Here is a 16501-nt window from a genome sequence, read left to right on the forward strand (position 1 = left end):
ACGTCGCATGCTATCGCTGCGTGGACAGTGCGCGACCAGTCGTGTACAAAATCGATACGCTTAGTTGCTTTTCACGCTGTTTTGTACCGGATTGAGACAAAATAAGTATTTATAGTCCGAGGCTATTAAAGCAGTCATTAAATGCAAATTGTGACTATGGCGTTAGTGCTTTAAAACATTAATAAGAAAAATGCGGTGTTCGCGGGGCCAGCGTCGGCTAGCGGGCACCCACTGATGGTCGTCTTGGTGTCTACCAAGTACGAAAGCAATTGAGGGGAGAGAAATATGAGCGGCAAATGTCCGGTAATGCACGGTGGCAATACCTCCACAGGCACCTCCAATAAGGACTGGTGGCCGGAGGGTATCAACCTGGATATCCTGCACCAGCAAGATCGAAAATCGGATCCGATGGATCCCGACTTCAATTATCGAGAAGAAGTCAGAAAGCTCGATTTCGATGCGCTCAAGCAAGACGTTCACGCGCTGATGACCGATAGCCAAGCTTGGTGGCCGGCCGATTGGGGTCACTACGGTGGCTTGATGATCCGCATGGCGTGGCACTCTGCGGGCACTTACCGTCTGGCCGACGGTCGTGGCGGCGGTGGTACCGGCAGCCAGCGTTTTGCGCCGCTTAACTCCTGGCCCGATAACGTCAGCCTGGACAAGGCGCGTCGTCTGCTGTGGCCGATTAAGAAGAAGTACGGCAACAAAATCAGCTGGGCCGATCTGATGATTCTGGCCGGTACGGTTGCTTATGAATCCATGGGTCTACCGACCTACGGCTTCTCTTTCGGCCGCGAAGATATCTGGGAGCCGGAAAAAGACATCTACTGGGGCGACGAGAAAGAGTGGTTGGCGCCCTCCGACGAGCGTTACGACGACGTCGAAAAGCCTGAAACCATGGAAAATCCGCTGGCGGCGGTACAGATGGGGCTTATCTACGTTAACCCCGAAGGCGTTAACGGCCAGCCCGACCCGCTGAAAACCGGTCAGCAGATCCGTGAAACCTTCGCCCGCATGGCGATGAACGACGAAGAAACCGCAGCGCTCACCGCCGGTGGCCACACCGTGGGTAAGTGTCACGGTAATGGCGATGCAGCGGCATTGGGTGCTGAGCCGGAAGCCTCTGACGTTGAAAACCAGGGCTTTGGCTGGGGCAATCCGAGCATGGACGGTAAGGCGAGCAATGCCGTCACGTCTGGCATCGAAGGGGCCTGGACCACGAACCCGACCAAATTCGACATGGGCTACTTCGACCTGCTGTTCGGCTACGAGTGGGAGCTGCGCAAAAGCCCTGCCGGTGCTCACCAGTGGGAGCCGGTGGACATCAAGGAAGAAGACAAGCCGGTCGACGCCAGCGACCCGTCCATCCGTCACAATCCGATCATGACCGACGCGGACATGGCGATGAAGATGGATCCGACGTATCGGGCGCTGTGTGAAAAATTCATGGCCGATCCGGAGTACTTCAAGCAGACCTTCGCCAAAGCGTGGTTCAAGCTGACCCACCGCGATCTGGGTCCGAAGTCGCGTTACATTGGTCCGGAAGTACCCGCCGAAGATCTGATCTGGCAGGATCCCATTCCGGCCGGTAACACCGACTACTCCATCGAGAAAGTCAAAAAGCAGATTGCCGAAAGCGGCCTGAGCACCAGCGACATGATCACCACCGCTTGGGATAGCGCTCGGACTTATCGCGGTTCTGACATGCGCGGTGGTGCCAACGGTGCCCGCATCCGCCTTGCGCCGCAGAAAGACTGGGCAGGTAACGAGCCCGAGCGTCTGGCCAAGGTGCTGTCGGTCTACGAAAAGATCTCGGCTGAATCCGGTGCCAGCATTGCTGACGTGATCGTGCTGGGCGGTAGCGTAGGTATCGAGAAAGCGGCTAAAGCAGCCGGTTACGATATTCTTGTGCCCTTCACGCCGGGCCGCGGCGACGCTTCCGACGAGATGACCGACGCTGACTCCTTTGAGCCGCTCGAACCGCTGGCCGATGGTTTCCGCAACTGGCAGAAGAAAGACTACGTGGTCAAGCCGGAAGAGCTGCTGCTTGATCGTGCCCAGTTGATGGGGCTGACAGGGCCGGAACTAACCGTTCTGGTCGGCGGTATGCGCGTCCTGGGCACCAACCATGGTGGCACCAAATATGGCGTCTTCACTGACCGCGAAGGCCAGTTGACCAATGACTTCTTCGTGAACCTGACCGATATGGGTAACGCCTGGAAGTCAGCGGGCAACAACACTTACGAAATTCGTGACCGCAAAACGGACGCCGTCAAGTGGACCGCCTCGCGCATTGACCTGGTATTCGGTTCCAACTCGCTGCTGCGTTCCTACGCGGAAGTGTATGCTCAGGACGACAACGCCGAGAAGTTCGTGAACGACTTCGTTGCCGCTTGGACGAAAGTGATGAACGCGGATCGCTTCGACCTCATCGTCTAAGTGACCCCGTGATCGATAAGGGCGCTGCCATCAGGCAGCGCCCTTTTTTTTGTCGCTAATGTTTGTTGCTGCGTTTCCCCGTTCAGGTAGTGCCCTGCATCTGGCTAGGTCGTCACGTCCAGCGCGGGGATGCGCAACAGCTGGCGTAGCTGCGGCAATCGCTCATCCAGTAAGTCCGCCAGGGTGTAGCGATCCAACACCGCAAAAAACGCCTCTAGGGCCTCGTTCAACACCGGGGGAAGGCGACAGGCGGGGGTGATCACGCAGGCGTTTTGATCGCGAAAGCATTCCACCAGGCCAAATTCGGGCTCGGTGTCGCGCACCAGTGCCCCTAGTCTGATGGTGGCGGGGTCGCGTTTCAGCCACAAACCGCCGTGCTTGCCGCGCAGGGCGGTGAGATAGCCCTTTTGATTGAGCTCCTGGACGATTTTCATCACGTGATGGCGCGATACGTTATAGGTCGAGGCAATTTCGTCGATGGTCGCGCGTTCCTCGCCTTTTACCGCGAGATAAAGCAGCACGCGAATGGAGTAATCGGTAAAGCTGGTCAGATGCATAAACAGTCCGCGGCGGGTCGAGAGGGGGAGCGCCAGTTAGATAACCGCTATTGTACGGTTTATCGGGGTTTAGGCGAAGCGTGTCCAAGGCGAGCGTCTAGGCCAGGATATCTAATGGATGTGGCAGATTGTCGCTGGGGATTGGCGTCTTTGCTTAAAGATGTATTATAGATACTACTTTAACAAGAAACGTTTGTCGTATCACCCAAACCGCGAGGCTCATCATGCTGACTCAAGACCAAGAAGCGTTAATCGCCGCCACTGCCCCCGTAGTAGCCGAACATTTAAATACCATTACCCAGCGTTTTTACCCGCTAATGTTTGAGCGCTACCCCAGCGTGAAGCCGCTGTTCAACCAAGTTCACCAGCAAAACGGCGCGCAGCCGCGGGCGTTGGCAGGGGCTGTTTTGGCCTACGTGGGGATGCGCCAAGATCCGGTCAAGGCACGCGAAACACTCGAAACAGTCGTTAACAAGCACGTTTCACTGGGTATTGAGCCCTACCAGTACCCGATTGTTGGCGAATGCCTGATGATGGCGATCGGCGAAGTATTGGGCGATGCGCTAACGCCGGATATTGCCGATGCCTGGGGCGCGCTCTACCAAGAGCTGGCCGACTTACTGATCGACCTGGAAGAAAACCGCTACCAGGAATTTGAGCAGCGTGAAGGCGGCTGGCGCGGTACGCGGCGTTTCCATGTGGCGGATAGCCAGCAGGAAAGTGCAGTGATTCGCTCGTTTATTCTGGAGCCCGAAGACGGTGGCCCCGTTGCGGCGCATACGCCTGGCCAATACATCGGCGTTAAGGTGACCATCGACGGCGAGCCGGTGCACCGCCACTACAGCCTGTCGGCAACGCCCAATGGCCGCGCTTATCGGGTGTCGATCAAGCGCGAGGCCGACGGTCGCGTCAGTCGTTACTTCCACGACCAACTGGCCAATGGCGGTGTGGTTGAACTGCTTCCCCCGGCGGGCGAAATGACGCTGGTGCCGGGCGATGCACCGCTAATGCTGATCAGTGGCGGCGTGGGGCAAACACCGTTGCTGCCAATGGCCAAACAAGCGCTCGGTCAGGGGCGTCAGGTGGTTTACTTACACGCGGCACTAACGCCCGAATATTGGGCATTCGCCGATGAGCTGCGCGCGCTTGAAGAAGCCTACCCGGCGCAGTTCAAGCTGGTCACTGTGTTTGAGCAGAGCGCTGAAGGTGACCATCAAGGGCGGATTAACAAGGCGCTGCTGGCCGACTACTTACCCGCAGGCGCGCACTGCTATTTTGTCGGCCCTCACGGCATGATGGAAGCCGTCGAGCAGTCATTGAAGCAACTGGGCGTGGCCGATTCGCACCGCCACTATGAGCACTTCGGCCCTGCTATGCCCCTCAACGCTGCCTAATCAGTTGCCCACTGGGCGTGTTGCCGGCGGTAATCGGCCTGGGCGTGGCTGGCGCTAATGGGCGTCAGCCACACTTCGGTGCCGGGCAAGCATTGCGCTAAGGCAGCACAGGCGGACGGCGTTAATGCTCCCAAGCGTGGGTAGCCGCCAATGGTCTGGCGGTCGTTCATCAACACGATGGGTTGGCCATCGGGCGGAACCTGCACGGCCCCCAGTGGTATGCCTTCCGAAATGATGCCGGTCAGCGAGCCGTTAAGTACCGGACCGGTTAACCGCACGCCCATGCGGTCGGCACGGTTATCGACCTGCCAGGGCGTGTTGAATGCCTTGAAGAGACTGCTGCCGGAAAAGCTGGCCGCTTGTGAGCCTAGCACTAAGGGCAGGCGACAGCCGGATGTTGGCATGCTGGGCACCAGGTGTTCAGGCAGCTTGCGAGCCTCGTGGGTGTTGCCCTGCCAAGTTAAACGCTCGCCCGCTTTGAGCGGCTGACCGTCTTCCTGCAGGCCGCCCAACTGCTCGCGGGCGGTGCACGCATGGCTGCCCAGCACTCTGGGTGCGTCGAGGCCGCCAGGAAACGCGAGGTAGGCACGCAGGCCGTGACGCGGTTGTTGAAATACCAACTGCTGCCCTGAGCGCAGGATAAAACTGGCGTTAGGGGCCAGCGGTTGGCCATCAAGGGTGGCGGCTAAATCGGCCCCGGTAAGCGCCAGGCGCACCTCGCCGTGGGCTTCTAACGTCAGTCCACCACCCATGACGATTTCCAGCGCTGGGCTGTTAAGCGGATTACCCAATAACCAGTTGGCCCAGTAAAACGCGATCCAGTCGGCGGCGCCGCCCTGGGTTACCCCCAAATGCCCGACGCCAAACCGACCTGCGTCTTGAATCAGCGCCAATGGGCCTGCTTGTTTAATCTCCAGTGCCGCTTGGCTCACGAGCGCTCCTCCATTGGCGTGGTATCGCCGCCTTGGGCTTCAAACTCTTCACGTGAAATCGCCCGAAAGCGTACGCTATCGCCTGGGCGCAATAACGGCTCACCGCGCTTGGCGTGTTCAAACAGCGGCACGGCCGTGCGCCCCAAGAGGTTCCAGCCACCGGGTGAAGGCAGTGGATAAATGGCCGTCTGGCGATCCGCGATGCCTACACTCCCGGCGGCCACGTGACGCCTTGGCGTGGTAAGGCGCGGCGTGGCAATGGCATCATCGACCAATCCCATAAAGCCGTACCCCGGCGCAAAACCCAGCGCGAACACGCAGTACTCGTCCTGGCAGTGCTGCTCAATGAGCTGTGCGATGCTGATGCCGGCGCGCGTCGCCACCCGGGAAAGATCCGGCCCGACACTCTCGTCGTACCACACCGGGATGTCATGGCGCTGGCCTTGCTGGGTATCGGCGGGGGTTAAGTCGCTCAGGGCGTGGCGGATACACGCCTGCGCCTCTGCGTGGCTTAGCTTGCGGCAATCGTAGTGCAGCAGCAGCGTGGTATAAGACGGCACCAGGTCGATCAGCGCATCGCCAAAGGCTTCGCGTAGCGCTTGGTCGGCCGCCAGAACCCAGGCCATGTTGGCGACGTCGATGGTGTCGAACAGCCGCACCATTAAGGCTTCCATACCGGCGGTTTCAATGCGCAGCTTCACGCCGACTCCAGGGCGTTAAACGCGTCGCGAATGGCGCGTACGGCGGCCACGGATTCCGGGTTGTCGCCGTGAACGCACAGCGTATCGCAAGGCAGCGACAATGCGGTGCCATCCAGGGCGGTGAGCGACTCGCCTTTGGCCAGCATGACCGCCTGCTCAACGATGGTGGCTTGGTCGTGGTGGACTGCATTGGGCAGACGCCGCGACGCCAGGTGGCCGTTGGCTTCGTAGGCCCGGTCGGCAAAGGTTTCAAACCAAACGGTGAGGCCCAACTTGTCGGCCAGTTCGCGGTGCGGTTCAGGGTCGGCGGTGGCCATAACCATCAGCGGTAGGCGGGCATCAAAGGCGCTGACCGCGCGCATCACTCCTTCGAGAAGTTCTTGGTTGGCGGCCATGTCGTTGTAGAGCGCGCCGTGGGGCTTGATGTAGCTCAGTTGGGTGCCCTCTGCCTGGCAGATACCCGCCAAGGCCCCGATTTGATACAGCACCATATCCTCGACTTCGCTTGGCGAGCAGGCCATCGAACGACGTCCGAAACCCATCAAATCCGGATAAGCGGGGTGCGCACCGATGCGTACTCCATGTTGAGCCGCGAGCTTGACCGTGCGGCGCATCACGTGGGGGTCGGAGGCATGATAGCCGCAGGCGATATTGGCACAGTCGACGTGGGGCATGACCTCGTTGTCCAGGCCAAGCGACCAGTTGCCAAAGCTTTCGCCCATATCGCAGTTAAGCAGCGGAAGGGTCATGTGGCCTCCTGTTGTTATTCAATCGGGTACTGACGTGTTGATGACCAGCTATTGAGCGTCTTTCAAGGCGTAATGAATCCTCTATTTAATATATGGAGTCGTTGGCGTTTTTGGCAATGTTACTTGCAGCATAATCTATCGCGCTGTTATGTCGTGGAAAAAGGGTTGACGATAAAACACAGTAGGATTATCAACGTAACTACGCTGTACGTTTAAAGGTGATAATAAAGCACCGCCCACGTCAAGCTCATAATAAAACAGCACGACACCCATATATTGATTAAGAGGGCTTTTAGCATGCGTACTTCCATTGCAACGCCACTTCTTCTAGCCACGGCGTGTAGCCTCGCCGCGACCGCTCAAGCCGCCGAATGGACCATGGCCACGCCCTATGGCGATGCCAGCTTCCATACCCAAAACACCAAGCAGTTTGCCGAAGATGTCGCCGAGGCGACCGATGGCGACTTGACCATCAACGTGCAAAGCGGTGGTGCGCTGGTGTCCCACGATGAGATCAAGCCGTCGGTGCGCCGTGGCACCATTGCAGCAGGGGAAATATTCCTCTCGGTGCTTTCCAACGAAGATCCGATTTTTGAAGTGGATACGTTGCCCGGTGTGGCGGGGGGTTACGATGAAGCCTACGCGCTTTGGGAAGCCACCAAGCCGGTTATCAGCGAACGCTTTGCGGCAGAGGGTTTAATGCCATTGTACGCAGTGCCTTGGCCCGCCCAGGGGATCTATACCGCCGAGGCGCTAACCGACCCGGCGCAGTTCGAGGGTTTGCGCGTTCGGGCACCCAATATCAATACCCAGCGGTTTATCGAAAACCTGGGCGGCAGCCCCACCGAGACGGAAGAGTCCGATATTCCTACGGCGTTTAGCACCGGCCGCGTGGACGCCATGATTACTTCAAGTTCCACGGGTAATTCGATGGCCGCCTGGGATTATGTCTCGCATTACACCGATGCCAATCTATGGCTGCCCAAGAACATCGTGTTTATCAACCAGCGCAGCTTTGACCAGCTGGACGAAGACACTCAGGAAGCGCTAATGAATGCGGCTGAAAGAGCTGAAGAGCGTGGTTGGGAGATGAGCCGAGAAGATAACCAGGAAAGCCTAGCGGTACTGGAAGAAAACGGCATCACCGTTTCCGAGCCCAACGAGGAGGTTTCGCAAGCGCTTCAGGAAGCAGGTGAAGAACTGTTCGCCGATTGGCAATCGCGGGCCAACGACCAAGCCCAGGAAGCGCTGCAGTCTTACCGTGATCAACTCGACGATTGAATATCCCTTCAACGGTGCAGGGGCGCAGCCTTTGCACCGCTGTGCGCGTTAAGAGGTTGAACCCATGACGTTCAAATTCGATAAGCTTTATCGACTGGGAGCCTGGGGCGCTGCGCTGTGTATGATCGCGATTTGTGCGCTGGTCGCGAGTCAGGTGTTTTCTCGCTTGGTGGATGCGCTATTGGTGCTGGTGGGTTTCGAGCGGCTGGGCATTAACATTACCGGGGTATCTGAAATGGCGTCTTACCTGCTGGTGGGCGCGACGTTTTTAGGTCTAGCGTATACCTTCGTGCATCATGCCCATATTCGTGTGACGTTATTGATTACGCGGATGCCCTCAGCATGGCGGGTGTGGTTCGAGGTATTTGGGCTGAGTGTTGCCATCATATTGAGTGTGCTGCTTTGCTACGGGCTGATAACGCTGGTGCGAGAGAGCCTGGCGTATAACGATGTCTCCTCTGGTTTTTTGTCGATTCCGCTGTGGATTCCACAAACCGTACTGATAGTCGGCGTCGCCTTGTTGTGCTTGGCGCTGATTGAGGCGCTGTGGATGGCGCTGCGCATTGCATTCCAAGACCCTTCGCGTTTTCGCGAGCTGATGCCCAGCGATGAAAGCGACACACCTTGACCTTCGTTATGAGGGAGGCACTCTGTGCTATTACTTAGCCTAGTCACCATTGTGACCCTGCTGGTGCTGTTGGGCAGCGGCGTATGGATTGCCTTTGCGTTAATCGGCACCGCTTGGATAGCGCTGGCGATGTTCAGCTCGTTCCCGCCCGGCCCGGTGCTGGCGTCTGATTTCTGGGGGGCAAGTTATGGCTGGGATCTGACGGCACTGCCGATGTTTATCTGGATGGGAGAAATCCTGTTTCGCTCGGGACTTGCCGACAACATGTTTCGTGGGCTTTCACCTTGGTTAAACCGGTTTCCCGGCCGCTTGCTGCACACCAATATTATCGGTAGCGGCATGTTTGCGGCGGTCTGCGGTTCGTCGGCGGCAACTTGTGCCACGGTGGGCAAGATGACGCTGCCGGAGCTCGAGCGGCGTGGTTACGACCCGCAAATGGCGATTGGTACGCTAGCGAGCGCCTCAACGCTTGGGCTATTGATTCCCCCTTCCATCGTGCTAATTGTCTATGGGGTGGTCACCGAGCAATCCATCTCGCGGCTGTTCATGGCGGGCATTGGACCCGGCATTATGATTCTGGCGATGTTTATGGGCTATCTGGTGCTCTGGTCGCTGCTAAAAGGTAATCGCGAAGGGCTGACCGGCGAGGACGAGTCGGGCATGAGCTTTGCCGAAAAACTGCGTAATACCTGGTCGCTGATTCCCATTTTGCTGCTTATTGGCGGGATTATCGTGTCGATCTACGGCGGGCTGGCATCGCCCACCGAGGCGGCCGCGGTCGGGGTCGTGCTGTCGATCGTGATTGCGCGCTGGAACGGCCATTTCAACCGTGAGATCTTCCACTCTTCGCTTTTCGCAGCGGTTCGCACGGCGTGCATGATCGCCTTCATCATTGCCGGGGCGTCGTTTCTTACCTCGGCCATGGGCTTCACTCAGGTGCCCATGAAGCTGGCGCAGGCGATTGGTGAGATGGGGCTGTCGCCGACGATGCTGCTGGTCGCGCTGACGGCGCTGTTGCTGGTGATGGGCTGTTTTCTGGACGGCATTTCGCTGATTCTGTTGGTGACGTCGATCATCATGCCGTTGGTGTCCGCCGCCGGCTTCGATCTGATCTGGTTTGGCATCTACCTGGTGATCGTGGTCGAGATGTCGCAAATCACCCCACCCGTGGGCTTCAATCTCTTTGTGATTCAGGGCCTGACCGGAAAGGATATCGTGACCATCACCAAAGCCACGCTGCCGTTCTTTCTGCTGATGCTGGTGGCGGTGGCCTTAATGCACCTGTTCCCCAATATTGCGCTGTATTTACCCTACGCGATGAACCGATAACCCTGGCGTGCGGCGGCATGGCCTCCGCTGGGTTAAGGCAACGGCTAGTGGCCGTACATCGAGATGCCGCCGCGTCCGGTGCGTTTAATGAAGTACATGCTCTGGTCAGCGGCATCGATGAGCTCTCGGCCATTGCCAAAACCACCGTCGCTTAGGCAGGCAATACCAATTGAAACCGACACGTAAAGCGCTTGGCCATCGACCGTCTCCATAGGCGTTTCGGAAAGCCGTTTGGCGATACGTTTGGCGAAGCGTTGCGCCCCAGTGGCGGACTCATTGGGTAGGATGATCAAGAATTCTTCGCCGCCGTAGCGACCGGCTAAATCACCTTCGCGAACCAATGAACTGAGTACTTGCCCAAAACGTTCCAACACGCGGTCACCCGTTTGATGGCCGAACCGGTCATTCAGCTTTTTAAAATGATCAAGGTCGATAAACACCACCGACATGGTGTAGCCGTGTGTTTTGCAGTATTCAAAACGTTCGTGCAGCTGCTCTTCCAGCCAGGCGCGGTTGGAAAGCCCGGTTAATATATCGCGTCGGCTGCGCTCCTCCAGCTCGGTTTGGCGTTGCTGTAGATCGTCAATTTCATGCTGCTGGGCGTCTAAGCGAGCGTTGAGGGAAAGTGTTTGCTGGAAAAGCAACTGCTGCGCTTGAATGATCAGCGCCTCGTTATCGTACGCAGAAGGCGCGGTGAGATCGAACAGATCAGCGAGAGGGGGTAGTTGGCGCTGTACGCTGTTCAATAAGTCGCGTAGCGAAATAGAGGGCGTGGTCACTATCGGGTTAAGCCGTCGCATGAGCACGGACAACGATTGGCTTGGGTTGGTCGATAGCCACGCATCGGCAATCATGCCTGATAAGCGTACGCAGAACAGATCCGTTTCGTCTTGCGAGGTTAGTTCGCCGTGGCTGTCGCTAATCACCTGGGCCAGCGAGACGGGCACGCCCCATCTTGCCGCGAGCCAGCCGCCCACCGACGGATGGTCACAGCCAAAACGCATATGCTCTCCTTGGCTGATTTGCAGGTGATTGACCGGAGCAGAGTTGTAAAGCTCATGAGCATCGGCAGGGTAAACTGCGAGCAAGGCCAGCATGCCGATGTCTTGGAGCAGTGCGGCGGTAAACACGAAACTCGCCTGGGCGGGGCAAAGCTGCTCGGCGAGGTAACGCGCCGCGAGGGCCGCAACGAAAGAACGCCCCCAAATTCGCTGCAGCTGGTCATTTGATCGGCAGCCACGCCATAGGCTAAAGCTCATAACCGCTGCCAGCGTGGCATCCAAGCCAAGCCGCGAGGTGGCCTCCAGGCATGAATGGGTTTCGGTATGATGACGCGCGTAAAAGGCACTATTGGCCAGGGAGATTAGCCGTAGGGTTAACGCTGGGTCTTGTTCAATGGCATGGGCATAATCGTTCAAAGTGGCATCGGGATGACCGGCGACCTCCAACACGCGTACCGCCGCTGAGGGTAGCGATGGCAGGTTGGCGCATTGGGTCAAATCACTCCGCAAAAACTCGGGGAGGGCCGGTATAGCCAGATGCTGTGTGTTATCACTAATTATTATGCCCGTCATATTGGCTCCTTTTATGCCTTCAGCTTAGAGCGCTAGCTATTTTTTTTCATCTTATATTCTTAGAAAATTAGCTAATGGACTAGTTTATCTTAGCGGGTAATACATCAGCGTTTAGTATGGACGCTTCAACCTCAAAGAACGTCCAGAGACACTGATTTCAATAAAGTAGTAGTGAGCAGACCCATGCAGGCAGAGGGGGCGAAGCGACCGCGGATGAGTCGTCCGCAGAATGGGGGAACCACTAACGGGCAACCCTCAGCACGTCATCGTTATGTCATGGCCGTTGGGTACCCTAGCCGCCGCTAAACCGCGACGGAGGGAGTACTTCATGCGCCTAGCCCTGTTTGATCTAGACGATACGCTTCTGGATGGAGACTGCAGCGACCGCTGGAATTTATGGATGATAGAGCAAGGCTGGGTCAGCGATGCTGAGACGTTCATGGCACGCGCCGAGCAGATGCATCGGGCCTATCACGCTGGCAAGCTCAAGCTTGAAGAGTACCTTGCCATGACCCTGGCGCCGCTGCAGGGCAGGCGTGTGGTGGATGTGCAAAAGGAAGTCGAGCGGTTTGTCGCCACCCATCTGCAACCGCGTATTTTTACCCACGGCTTGGCCTGTGTGGACGCTCATCGCCAGGCAGGCGATACGCTGTTGCTGATATCCGCCTCGTCACGCCACTTGGTGGCGCCTATCGCCGCGATGCTGGGCATCCCCCATGTGCTAGCCGTTGAGCTCATTGTTGATGATAGCGGCAACGACGCATGTTATACCGGTCAAAGCAAAGGGGTGCTTTCTTACCGGGGCGGCAAAGTGCTGCGCTTTCAACAGTGGCTTGCCGAGCAGCAGGTTACGCCCAGCCACACCACGTTTTATTCAGATTCCCGCAACGATTTGCCTTTGCTGCAGTATGTGGACTGTCCTGTCGCGGTTAATCCAGACCCCGTGCTGGCCGAGGTGGCGAGCGTTGAAGGATGGCGGCGCTTAGACTGGCGTGGCAAAAAAAACAGCGGCGGCCGCTAACCGGCTAAATAGCCTGATAAATCAAGTTAAGGCCGACTAAAAACATCGCCAGGATCACCAATCGGTAAAACAGCACTTCGTTGACGCGGCTTTGCAACCAGAGACCGTTGCGCACACCGATCCAGGCGATAGGAACCAGCAGCAGCGATGCCCAGGCGCTGGTCACGTTGATCTCGCCAAGCCACATATAAGGCGCGAGTTTGATCACGTTAACCACCGCAAAGGACACCGCGCAGGTGGCGATAAAGGTTTCTTTGGACAGTTTGCGCGGTAGCAGGTACACGTTCAGCGGTGGCGCACCGGCATGGGCAATAAAGCTGGTAAAGCCGCAGACACTCGCCGCGGGCAACGCCCAGCGGGTCGAAATAGGCTTCCTGGCGACAGGCTTCAACAACATATAAGTGGCGAACAGCAAGGTGATCACGCCGAGCACGAGGCGCAAGCCCTGCTCACTTAAGCTGTCAAACAGCAGCGTACCGACCGCCACGCCGATAAACAGCCCCGGCACAAAGCGCCATACCTCGGCCACTGCCTGCTTGCCCCACCATGCCTTCACCGCGAACACATCCATCACCAGTAACAGCGGTAATAGAAGGCCCGCTGCCTGAGCTGGACTAATCGCCAGCGCCATCAGCGGTACCGACAGCGTACCAAAACCACCTGCAAAACCGCCCTTGGAAACGCCGGTCAGGTAAACGGAAAATACGATCAACAGCCAAGCAATGACGGAGTAATCGGGGAGCATGGTCGCCTCTGTATGCTGTAAAAGAGTGAAGCACAAAAAAGCCCCGCAGAAGCGAGGCACATCAGCATAGCATTAGATAAACGTTAGCGGGCGAATGTCCTGTTGCTTTAATGTAAGACGCTGGTTGAAGCATTGGCAAACGATCTAGCATCAGCCAAAGAGGATAAGGTTAAAGGATAATCAGCGTCGCGAGCCCCAGGAACGATAAAAAGCCAACCACATCGGTAACCGTGGTTAAAATCACTGCGCCGGATAACGCGGGGTCAATCTGGAGCTTTTTCAATACCATGGGAATTAATACGCCAGATAAGTTGGCGAGACTCATGTTGATAAAGATGGCCAGTGTGATGACGAGCGTAATCATGGCGTCGCCAAACCAAATGTGGGAAATTAGGCCGACGACTAACGCCCAAACCAGGCCGTTACTCATGCCTACCCACATCTCTTTGTTATAAAGCCATTTTATATTGTTACCGGCGAGCTGGCCCAGCGCCAAGCCGCGTATAACGACGGTGAGGGTTTGGCTGCCGGCAATACCCCCCATGCTTGCCACGACTGGCATCAAAATGGCCAGCGCCACAATTTGGTCTAATGCCGCTTCAAATTGCCCGATCACGAAAGCCGCTAAAAAAGCCGTTAACAAATTAATGCCCAGCCAAATGCCGCGACTTTTCGCGCTGCGTGTAATCGGGGTAAATACTTCTTCTTCGTTACTGACGCCTGACATATGTTTTAACGTCATGTCAGCATCTTCTTGGGTGATTTCTAATACGTCGGCGGAATTTAGCTGCCCCACCAATAACCCATCACTATCGCATACAGGTACAAAAGGGAGTTCTTTAGAGCGTAATAAAGATGCAGCATCACTGACTTTCATTTGATCATTTAAGGTAAAAAAATCATCCATATAATCATCAACCACGGCGTCTTGTGGTTGTTTTATTAAATCAATTAGAGTCAAAGTGCCAAGTAAACGCTTATCCTTATCCGTAATCATGATCTGCTGCGATTCATCGTCGAGCAGGTGATGGATTCGAATATAGCGTTGCACGGCCTCTAACGACACACCTTGCTTTACATTAACCGTCTCAGGGTCCATGTAGCGCCCAACCACATCTTCCTCATAGGCATGAAGATTCTCAACATGGGCGCGTATATCTTGATCCAGGCTGGCGTAAACGCTGGTTTTTATTTCTTCATCAGCAACATCTAATACCTCGGCAACTTCTTGAGCATCCAAACCTTTAACAATTTTCTCTATATCGCTGGCCGACAAACCTTCGATATAGTCAGCACGAATGTCTTCGTCGACTTCGGCGAGAACCTCGCCGATTAAATCTTCAGGAATAAATTCCCAAAGAAAATCGCGTGTTTTAGCCGGAAAAGATTCAAGTGTCCGTGCAATGTGTAAGGTGTCTAGTTCAGTGAAAAAATCTTGTAGAGCCGCCGTATCTGGGGTGTCTAGAAGCTTCTGTAAGTACAGGAGATGCTCTTCGGTATTAGTATATTTATCATCATCGCGCATAGCATCCGTCCTTTTTGGAAACCAGGCCTTCTTAAGGCAGAAAAATTGAAAACTCTTGGCGGCTCGCTTTGTTGATTTTATAGACTGGCTTGGCTGAAAGCCACGCGAACGCCGTCGGCCAAGCGTTGCTGAGCGGAAACGGGCGGCACATCAGTACCCATCATTTCATCGGCGGCGTCGGCCCAGGTCAGCGTGCCTTGGGTGAAGCCCAGCGGGGCTGTGCATTGCGCAACAAGATCGTCAAAGGTGAGGTAAGCGGGAAGTGTTGAAGACATGGCGTATCCTCATTAGTAGTAATCTTATACGCCGAGTCTAAATTCTGCCCTGCATTTTTACAGTAATTTTGGGGCTGAAACATTTGATTGGCGGCATTGAGGCGCTAGATCCTGATTTTATGACTCTGTGACAGAGAAGCAGATTAAGGCGAGGAAGAAGGCTCCGGCCGGGTGGCCAGCCATAGCGCAATCAGCATCAGTAGGGCGATTACCCCCCAGCGTGTCCAGCCGGGGCCAAGTGACCAAGCGGTGATCAGCGCGCTCAATGCTATCGTGCTAACGGCTGCCAGCTTTGCGCGCCGGGGTATGGCGCGCTCTTGCTCCCAGGTGACCAGCACAGGCCCTACATAGTGGCGGGAGCGGATCCAGGTTTCAAAACGGGGAGAGCCTTTAGAGGCGCAATAAACGGCCATCAGCATAAACACGGTGGTAGGTAGTAGAGGCAGAAAAACCCCTAGCACACCAATGCTGAAACTGATCGCCGCCAATGCTATCCATAGGGCGCGTATAACTCTCATCCTTACTCCTGGCTTAGCACGCAAAACGGATTAACACGCCGTGCTCGCGGTTAATGCTAGCAGGTAAATATGAGCTTGTTTGTCAACCGAATGCCATGGTGAGGGAAAAAGCGGCTCAATGGATGATCAAGGCATCAGGGCGAGTAAGGGCTTACCGTGGCGTCTCCCCTCTATATGCTGCAACTCTGCACCATAAATATCCGCGATGATCTGGGGATTAAGCACTTGGTTAGGTAAACCGTGGTCAATACGCTCTCCTTGATGCAGCAGCCATACCCGGTCGGCGTAGGTGCTGGCGAGATTAAGGTCGTGGAGTACGCAAACAATCGCTATGCGATGCTGCTCGGCCCAGGCGCGTAGTTGGCGCATCAGGCGCTGCTGCTGGCCGATATCCAAGGCGCTGGTCGGCTCGTCCAGCAATAAAAGACCGCCGTCCTTGGCGGTAGGAGAACCTCTTGAGAGAAGCTGGCAGGCGCCGCGGGCGATCATCACCCGCTGGCGTTCGCCGCCGGAAAGCGAGAGCACGCTACGCTTGGCGAGATGGGTTAGATCCAGGTCGTCCAATAGCGCCGCTACCAGTGATTTAGCCGGGTTACTGCCTAGACTCAACAGTTCGTCGGTTTGCCAGTCAAAGCCGGGGAGTTCCTGTTGGGCGACTAGCGCTCGGCGATTGGCAAGTTCTGCGATAGGCCACTCGTTTAGAGGTTTTCCATCTAAACGTAGCTCGCCCTGCTCGGCGCGGCGAAAGCCTGACAGCATGCTGAGCAGCGTGCTCTTGCCCGCGCCGTTGGGGCCGACAATGGCAAGCAGCTCGCCGGGACGAATGGTAC

15 protein-coding genes and 1 pseudogene are annotated in these 16501 nt (G+C 56.3%); 6 read left to right on the top strand and 10 right to left on the bottom strand.

All coding sequences use genetic code 11. The features are described 5' to 3' along the window. Positions 1 to 285 precede the first annotated feature (285 nt). Positions 286 to 2442: a catalase/peroxidase HPI gene (gene katG, locus BLR97_RS13025; RefSeq protein WP_089706967.1), complete on the top strand. Its 2157-nt coding sequence runs from the start codon at positions 286 to 288 to the stop codon at positions 2440 to 2442. 104 nt (positions 2443 to 2546) lie between these two features. Here katG and BLR97_RS13030 read toward each other — a convergent pair whose 3' ends face one another. After that, complete coding sequence (locus tag BLR97_RS13030) at positions 2547 to 2999, bottom strand: Rrf2 family transcriptional regulator (protein ID WP_089706968.1); 453 nt, start codon at positions 2997 to 2999, stop codon at positions 2547 to 2549. A gap of 224 nt (positions 3000 to 3223) precedes the next feature. On the opposite strand from BLR97_RS13030, the gene hmpA reads away from it, so the two are divergent. Next, a complete protein-coding gene (gene hmpA / locus BLR97_RS13035) occupies positions 3224 to 4393 on the top strand; it encodes an NO-inducible flavohemoprotein (protein WP_089706969.1) in 1170 nt (389 codons plus the stop codon). Here hmpA and BLR97_RS13040 read toward each other — a convergent pair. Genes BLR97_RS13040 through BLR97_RS13050 form a run of 3 tightly spaced genes read right to left on the bottom strand, consistent with a single transcriptional unit; the run spans position 4390 to position 6775 of the window. Next, complete coding sequence (locus BLR97_RS13040) at positions 4390 to 5325, bottom strand: 5-oxoprolinase subunit C family protein (protein ID WP_089706970.1); 936 nt, start codon at positions 5323 to 5325, stop codon at positions 4390 to 4392. The genes hmpA and BLR97_RS13040 overlap by 4 nt on opposite strands. Next, positions 5322 to 6026: a 5-oxoprolinase subunit PxpB gene (gene pxpB, locus BLR97_RS13045; protein ID WP_089706971.1), complete on the bottom strand. Its 705-nt coding sequence runs from the start codon at positions 6024 to 6026 to the stop codon at positions 5322 to 5324. Before pxpB ends, BLR97_RS13040 begins: the two co-directional genes overlap by 4 nt. Then, positions 6023 to 6775, bottom strand: a complete 753-nt coding sequence (locus BLR97_RS13050; RefSeq protein ID WP_089706972.1) for a 5-oxoprolinase subunit PxpA — start codon at positions 6773 to 6775, stop codon at positions 6023 to 6025. The genes pxpB and BLR97_RS13050 overlap by 4 nt, the downstream gene beginning before the upstream one ends. Before the next feature lie 297 nt (positions 6776 to 7072). On the opposite strand from BLR97_RS13050, the gene BLR97_RS13055 reads away from it, so the two are divergent. From BLR97_RS13055 to BLR97_RS13065, 3 genes are all read left to right on the top strand, one after another. Then, positions 7073 to 8056, top strand: a complete 984-nt coding sequence (locus BLR97_RS13055; protein WP_089706973.1) for a TRAP transporter substrate-binding protein — start codon at positions 7073 to 7075, stop codon at positions 8054 to 8056. A 64-nt stretch (positions 8057 to 8120) separates the two neighbouring features. Further along, entirely contained in the window at positions 8121 to 8684 is a 564-nt protein-coding gene (locus tag BLR97_RS13060) for a TRAP transporter small permease (protein ID WP_089706974.1), read from the top strand. A gap of 24 nt (positions 8685 to 8708) precedes the next feature. After that, a complete protein-coding gene (locus BLR97_RS13065) occupies positions 8709 to 10013 on the top strand; it encodes a TRAP transporter large permease (protein ID WP_089706975.1) in 1305 nt (434 codons plus the stop codon). Positions 10014 to 10057: 44 nt separating this feature from the next. Here the strand turns inward: BLR97_RS13065 and BLR97_RS13070 are convergent, their stop codons facing one another. Then, on the bottom strand, positions 10058 to 11587 hold the full coding sequence (locus tag BLR97_RS13070) for a sensor domain-containing diguanylate cyclase (protein ID WP_089706976.1): 1530 nt from the start codon (positions 11585 to 11587) through the stop codon (positions 10058 to 10060). Positions 11588 to 11915: 328 nt separating this feature from the next. Between BLR97_RS13070 and BLR97_RS13075 the strand changes: the two genes are divergently transcribed. Further along, positions 11916 to 12608, top strand: a complete 693-nt coding sequence (locus tag BLR97_RS13075) for an HAD family hydrolase (protein WP_089706977.1) — start codon at positions 11916 to 11918, stop codon at positions 12606 to 12608. Between the two features lie 4 nt (positions 12609 to 12612). On the opposite strand, the gene BLR97_RS13080 is transcribed toward BLR97_RS13075, so the two are convergent. The 5 genes and pseudogenes from BLR97_RS13080 to BLR97_RS13100 form a co-directional block, all read right to left on the bottom strand. Beyond that, on the bottom strand, positions 12613 to 13353 hold the full coding sequence (locus tag BLR97_RS13080) for a sulfite exporter TauE/SafE family protein (protein WP_089706978.1): 741 nt from the start codon (positions 13351 to 13353) through the stop codon (positions 12613 to 12615). A gap of 169 nt (positions 13354 to 13522) precedes the next feature. Beyond that, positions 13523 to 14878, bottom strand: a complete 1356-nt coding sequence (gene mgtE, locus BLR97_RS13085) for a magnesium transporter (protein ID WP_089706979.1) — start codon at positions 14876 to 14878, stop codon at positions 13523 to 13525. Between the two features lie 77 nt (positions 14879 to 14955). Further along, the gene (locus tag BLR97_RS13090; protein WP_089706980.1) at positions 14956 to 15153 is read right to left on the bottom strand and encodes a hypothetical protein; all 198 of its coding nucleotides are present in this window, start codon (positions 15151 to 15153) and stop codon (positions 14956 to 14958) included. Positions 15154 to 15296: 143 nt separating this feature from the next. Next, complete coding sequence (locus BLR97_RS13095; protein ID WP_089706981.1) at positions 15297 to 15671, bottom strand: YbaN family protein; 375 nt, start codon at positions 15669 to 15671, stop codon at positions 15297 to 15299. A gap of 126 nt (positions 15672 to 15797) precedes the next feature. Further along, positions 15798 to 16499: pseudogene (locus BLR97_RS13100) on the bottom strand (ATP-binding cassette domain-containing protein); the annotation flags it as partial. Between the last annotated feature and the right edge of the window lie 2 nt (positions 16500 to 16501).

This window comes from Vreelandella arcis, from assembly GCF_900103865.1.
In the GTDB taxonomy this organism is placed as follows: Bacteria; Pseudomonadota; Gammaproteobacteria; order Pseudomonadales; family Halomonadaceae; genus Vreelandella; species Vreelandella arcis.